Genomic DNA, 5,802 nt, shown 5'->3' with positions numbered 1-5,802 from the left:
GAACTGGCGGAACGGCGCGTGCATGAGGTCGAAGTAGTGGTCCCAGTCCCAGTACGGCCCCGGGTCCCAGTGCATGCCGCGCACCGTCGAGGGGATCGTGCCGGGAACGTTGTCGTGGCCCAGGATGTGCTGCCGGTCCAGCGGGATGTTGTTCTGCCGGGCCAGGTACCGGACCAGCTTGGCCGACGAGCGGTACATCGCCTCGGTGACCCAGGTGCCCTGCGCGGCGAATCCCTCGTGCTCGAGGCCGATCGCCTTGGCGTTGACGTACCAGTTGCCGGCGTGCCAGGCGACATCCTTGCGCTGTACGTGTTGCGCCACATGGCCGTCGGCCGAGCGCAGGGTGTACTGCCAGCTCACGTACGTCGGGTCCTGCACCAGCCGCAGGGTCGTCGCGTAGCTGCCCTCGGTGTCGTGGATGACGATGTACTTGATCTGCTGGCGCTCCGGCCGGTTGGACAGGTCGTGGTTGCCGTAGTCGCCGACGTTGGGGCCGTACTGCGCGTACGGCGCCGGGATCCACTCGCAGCCGAGGCCGGCCGGGCACTCGGTCATCGGGTCGTTGGCCGGTCCGCCGCCGTGCCGGCGGACCGGCGTCAGACCGGGCTGCGCCGCCAGCCGGACGTGCTGCCCGTCGTCGGTGATGCGCTCGGCGCCGGCCTGGATCGTGGCGAACACCTCATCGGCGAACGCGGCGCCGGCAGCCGGTTCGGTCGTGCCGCCGTACCGGGCGACGGCGTCGTACCAGTCGGCCGGGTTGGCGCTGGCGACACCGAGGTCGCGCTGGTTCGCCGCGAGCAGTGCTGCGCCGCCGCGGATGTTCTGGGTCGGGTCGGCGCGCAGCGTGCCGGCGTCCACGCCGGTCAGTTCGGCGGCGCGGTCCACGGTGTGCAGGGCCGGTGCGGCCAGGTCGGCCGGGGTGGCCTGCGGCCGCAGCGCCGGGCGGGCCTCGTCGCCGCGGGCGTCCTCGGCGCCGTCATCGTGGTGGGTGCCGGGTGGGGCGGCGGTCACGTCGGTGAGGTGCATGGGGCCGAAGCCGGCCGACACGCTCGGCGTGCCGGCGTTGGCGTCCCACCGGGACTGCAGGAAGGAGACGCCGAGCAGGACGGTCTCGGGTACGCCGAACTCCGCGGCGGCCGCGGCGAAGGCCTGCTGGCGCTGGGCGTCGGCGGCTACCGGGTCGGCGGTCGCCGGTACGGCGGCGGCGAGGCTGGTGGTGAGGATCGCAACGGCCAGAACGGCCGTCGCTGGTCTGCGTGGACGCGACATGACGGTTCTCCCGGGGCAGGGCGAGTGGACCATGGCCCACTCTGCTGTGCCCGCCCCGGGCCGTCAATACTTACCCGCAAATGTCCGTATTTGGTTGATTGCTACCGGGTGTGTGCCGTGTCATCGACCGCGGCGGTCTCGGTGGTGCGGTTGCGACGGAACCGCTCGGCCAGCGTGCGGCCCCGCTCCTGCGGGGTCGGCTTGACCTCCGGCTCGGTCCGCTCCGTCACCACCCGCTCGGTCCGGACGTCGGCAGCCCGCTCCTGATCGACCGTGTTCGCGGCCCGCTCCTTGGCCAGTTCCTCGGCCAGCTGGTCGCGCTCCCGCGCGACGTCCCGCGCCTCGCGGCGAGCCGTCCGGTACTCCGACCGGACCGCCCGGCTGCGCTTGCTGGCGGCGGTCATCATCCACACGCCCACACAGAACACGAGAGAGATCACGAGGCCGGACACGAAGGCCTGCAGCGGTGTCACGGTGGCCAGGTCCTGCCCGAACAGCACGACCGTCTGCTCCGGACCGCCGGAGCTGTTGTATGCCACGAGGAGAGCGGTCGCCGCGGCGCTCGCCACCACCAGCAGCAACCCGAGGAACAGCATGGGGTTCACCTCCTGCTCAACGCCCGACGCCCGGGCTCCGCCGAAGGGGTTCCCACCAATGGCGGAAACCAATCACCCTGAGTGCAACATCAATCTCCCCCGACCCGGGCCCTGGTTGAAGGGCTAGCAGTCGGGTAGGTAGAGTGCTAGCCGTACGGCACCAGCACCGCCCCGGCACCCGCGACGGCGGGGTGGCAGGAGCCGGTCAATGTAATAGGTACCTGCCAACGCTTTCGACGACCGTGGAGGTCACACCGGTGAGCGTGAACATCAAGCCGCTCGAGGACAAGATCCTCGTCCAGGCGAACGAGGCCGAGGCCACGACGGCGTCCGGCCTTGTGATCCCGGACACCGCCAAGGAGAAGCCCCAGGAGGGGAAGGTCCTGGCTGTCGGCCCTGGCCGAATCGACGACAACGGCAACCGCGTCCCGCTGGACGTTGCGGTCGGCGACGTCGTGATCTACTCCAAGTACGGCGGCACCGAGGTGAAGTACGACGGCGAGGACTACCTGATCCTCTCCGCCCGTGACGTTCTGGCTGTCATCAACTGACACCGGTCACTTCGCAAAGCGCCCCGGCGGCCCCGTTCCGGGGCATCCGGGGCGTTTCGCATCGAGGAAGGTAGACATTGCCCAAGCAGATTAGTTTCGACGAGGACGCTCGTCGGGCGCTCGAGCGCGGGGTGAACAAGCTCGCCAACGCGGTCCGGGTCTCCCTCGGCCCGCGCGGCCGGCACGTCGTGCTCGCCAAGAAGTTCGGCGGCCCGACGGTCACCAACGACGGCGTCACCATCGCGCGCGAGATCGAGCTGGACGACCCGTTCGAGAACCTCGGCGCCCAGTTCGCCAAGAACGTCGCGACCAAGACCAACGACGTCGCGGGCGACGGCACCACCACCGCCACCGTGCTGGCCCAGGCCCTGGTCGCCGTCGGCCTGCGCAACGTGACGGCCGGGGCCAACCCGACCGCGCTCGGCGCCGGCATGCAGAAGGCCGCGGACGCCGTCGTGGCCGCGCTCAAGGACAAGGCGACCCCGGTCAAGGGCCGGGACAACATCGCCCAGGTGGGCACCGTCGCCTCCCGGGACTCCTCGATCGGCGCGCTGCTCGGCGAGGCGATCGAGAAGGTCGGCGAGAACGGCGTGATCACCGTCGAGGAGTCCTCGACGCTGGCCACCGAACTGGTGATCACCGAGGGTGTGCAGTTCGACAAGGGCTTCATCTCGGCGCACTTCGCCACCGACCCCGAGCACCAGGAAGCCGTCCTGGAGGACGCCTACATCCTGCTGTACCGGGAGAAGATCTCCGCGCTGGCGGACCTGCTGCCGCTGCTGGAGAAGGTGGCCGAGGCCGGCCGGTCGCTGCTGATCATCGCCGAGGACGTCGAGGGCGAGGCGCTGTCCACCCTGGTGGTCAACGCGCTGCGCAAGACGCTCAAGGCGGTCGCGGTCAAGGCGCCGTACTTCGGTGACCGGCGTAAGGCGTTCCTGGAGGACCTGGCCGTGGTCACCGGTGGCCAGGCCGTCTCCAGCGAGATCGGCATCAAGCTGTCCGAGGCCGGGGTGGACGTGCTCGGCACCGCCCGCCGGGTCGTGGTCACCAAGGACGACACCACGATCGTCGAGGGCGCCGGGTCCAAGCCCGAGGTCACCGCCCGGGTCGAGCAGATCCGCAAGGAGATCGAGACCACCGACTCCGACTGGGATCGGGAGAAGCTGCAGGAGCGGCTGGCCAAGCTGTCCGGCGGCGTCGCGGTGATCAAGGTCGGCGCGGCCACCGAGACCGAGCTGGCCGAGCGCAAGCACCGCATCGAGGACGCGGTGTCGGCCACCAAGGCCGCGGTCGAGGAGGGCATCGTGCCCGGCGGCGGTTCGGCGCTGGTGCACGTGGCCAAGGAGCTCGACGACGACCTCGGGCTGACCGGCGACGAGGCCACCGGCGTGCGGATCGTCCGGGAGGCGTTGTCCGCCCCGCTGCGCTGGATCGCCAGCAACGCCGGCGTCGAGGGTCCGGTCGTGGTGAGCAAGGTGAAGGAACTGGGTTGGGGCCACGGCTTCAACGCGGGCACCCTGGAGTACGGCAACCTGGTGGCCGCGGGAGTGGTCGATCCGGTGAAGGTGACCCGCTCCGCCGTCACCAACGCCGCGTCCATCGCCCGGATGGTGCTGACCACCGAGAGTTCCATCGTGGAGAAGAAGATCGAGGAGCCGGCCGGCGAGGGACATGGTCACGGCCATGGCCACGGGCACGGACCCGGTTACTGAGCACGAAACGGTGAATGCCGCACCCACGTCGTGGGTGCGGCATTCACCATGTCTGGGCTAGGTGGCCAGGGTCGCCAGTGAACGCTTCTCGGTCTTGATGATCGCTTCGCGTTCGGACTCCGACAGACCGCCCCACACCCCGTACGGCTCGTGCACCGCCAGCGCGTGCCGGCGGCACAGATCCAGCACCGGGCAGGTCTGGCAGATCGCCTTCGCCTGTGCCTCCCGGCGGGCCCGGGCCGGGCCGCGCTCACCGTCGGGATGGAAGAAGAACGCACTGTCCATGCCTCGGCAGGCGCCCTCCAGCTGCCAGTCCCACACATCCGCGTTGGGGCCCGGAAGCCTGCGGGTGTCCGCCATCCTGACCGCCTCCTCGTCGGTACAGCTGAGTGCGATTACTCCATTTGGTCCAGTACGCAACGCTAGAACCGCGCCAATACTTGTTCAAGAGTGATCAACTCTTTGGCACGGAATTCAGCCGATCGGAACCGGCGAGGTCAACGCAGCGTGGTCATCGATCCAGTTGCCGGACACCGTGGGTCACCCGACGATGGGTGCGTGGCGACCATGCCCGAACCCAGGCGGGCCGAACCCGCGCGGCTCGACGGTCGCGCCATGCTCGAGCCGACGCTCACGGTCGCGGCCGTGGCGCGCCGGCTCGGCATCGCGCCGGCGACGCTGCGGACCTGGGATCGCCGGTACGGGATCGGCCCGAGCGGCCACACCACCGGCCGGCACCGCCGCTACGCCCCGACCGACGTCGCCCGGCTGGAGCTGATGCAGCGCGCGCTGCTGCGCGGGGCGTCCCCGGCCCAGGCGGCCGAGTACGCGCTGCAGGCCACCCCGGCGCCGGTGCTGGACGACGGCGTGTCCGTGGCCGGGCTGGTGACCAGCGTGGTCACCGACGTGGACACCTCGGGCGTGCGGCCGCTGCACGCCGGCGGCCGGGTGCTGCGGCTGCCCGGCCAGTGCCCGTGGGCCAGAGGGCTCGGCCGGGCCGCGCTGTCCATGGACGCCACCTCGGCCCAGCAGCTGCTCTCCGACGTGATCGCCGAGCGGGGCGTGATGCCGGCCTGGAACGAGGTGATCCGGCCGGTGCTGGCGGCGGTGGCCTGCCGGTGGGAGCAGTCCGGCGAGTACGTCGAGGTCGAGCACCTGGTGCACGAGTGCGCGCTGGCCGCGATGATCGCCGCGACGCCGCTGGTGATCGCCCCGCGCAACCCGCGCCCGGTGCTGCTGAGCTGTGTCCCCGACGAGCGGCACAGCCTGCCGCTGTACGTGCTGCGCGCCGCGCTGGCCGGGATCGGGATCGGCACCCAGATGCTCGGCGCCGCGCTGCCGGTGGACGCGCTGGCGGCCGCGGTGCGCCGGACCGCGCCGGCCGCGGTCGCGCTCTGGGCGCATCTGCCGCGCTACGCCTGGACCGCGGTGTTCGAGGGACTGCCCAAGACCCGGCAGCCGGTCCGGCTGTTCGCCTGCGGTCCGGGCTGGTACGCCACCGACCTGCCGGACCGGGTGGAGCGACTGGACGACCTGTGTGGCGCCGTCGACCGGATCGGCGCCCTGATCGACCTGGGGCAGGATTGAGCCCGCTGCACCGGGCGGCGTTCGGCGACCACCCGGGCCGCGCCGTCACGTCCGTCCCCGCCGATCCCGGCTCCCGCTGGCTGGCCG

At 71.2% G+C, this 5,802-nt stretch carries 6 protein-coding genes; 3 read left to right on the top strand and 3 right to left on the bottom strand.

Annotated features, from left to right (window positions below; genetic code table 11):
* Together VFO68_RS23350 and VFO68_RS23345 are read right to left on the bottom strand one after the other, a co-directional pair.
* Positions 1–1,269, bottom strand: a 1,269-nt coding sequence (locus VFO68_RS23350; protein ID WP_325160501.1) for a peptidoglycan recognition family protein, incomplete at its 3' end; no start/stop codon positions are given.
* Between the two features lie 101 nt (positions 1,270–1,370).
* Positions 1,371–1,874, bottom strand: a complete 504-nt coding sequence (locus tag VFO68_RS23345; RefSeq protein WP_325160500.1) for a hypothetical protein — start codon at positions 1,872–1,874, stop codon at positions 1,371–1,373.
* A 248-nt stretch (positions 1,875–2,122) separates the two neighbouring features.
* Between VFO68_RS23345 and groES the strand changes: the two genes are divergently transcribed.
* Both groES and groL read left to right on the top strand, forming a co-directional pair.
* Positions 2,123–2,416, top strand: a complete 294-nt coding sequence (gene groES, locus VFO68_RS23340) for a co-chaperone GroES (RefSeq protein WP_325160499.1) — start codon at positions 2,123–2,125, stop codon at positions 2,414–2,416.
* Positions 2,417–2,493: 77 nt separating this feature from the next.
* Positions 2,494–4,128: a chaperonin GroEL gene (gene groL, locus VFO68_RS23335; RefSeq protein ID WP_325160498.1), complete on the top strand. Its 1,635-nt coding sequence runs from the start codon at positions 2,494–2,496 to the stop codon at positions 4,126–4,128.
* A 57-nt stretch (positions 4,129–4,185) separates the two neighbouring features.
* Here the strand turns inward: groL and VFO68_RS23330 are convergent, their stop codons facing one another.
* On the bottom strand, positions 4,186–4,488 hold the full coding sequence (locus VFO68_RS23330) for a WhiB family transcriptional regulator (RefSeq protein ID WP_325160497.1): 303 nt from the start codon (positions 4,486–4,488) through the stop codon (positions 4,186–4,188).
* A 207-nt stretch (positions 4,489–4,695) separates the two neighbouring features.
* Here VFO68_RS23330 and VFO68_RS23325 point away from each other — a divergent pair, with 207 nt between their 5' ends.
* Positions 4,696–5,715: a MerR family transcriptional regulator gene (locus VFO68_RS23325; RefSeq protein ID WP_325160502.1), complete on the top strand. Its 1,020-nt coding sequence runs from the start codon at positions 4,696–4,698 to the stop codon at positions 5,713–5,715.
* Positions 5,716–5,802: the final 87 nt, after the last annotated feature.

The sequence above is a fragment of the Actinophytocola sp. genome, assembly GCF_035712165.1.
GTDB lineage: Bacteria > Actinomycetota > Actinomycetes > Mycobacteriales > Pseudonocardiaceae > DASYTH01.
Note: the sequence above shows the minus strand (reverse complement) of the source record. Positions and strands in the feature narration are given on the sequence as shown.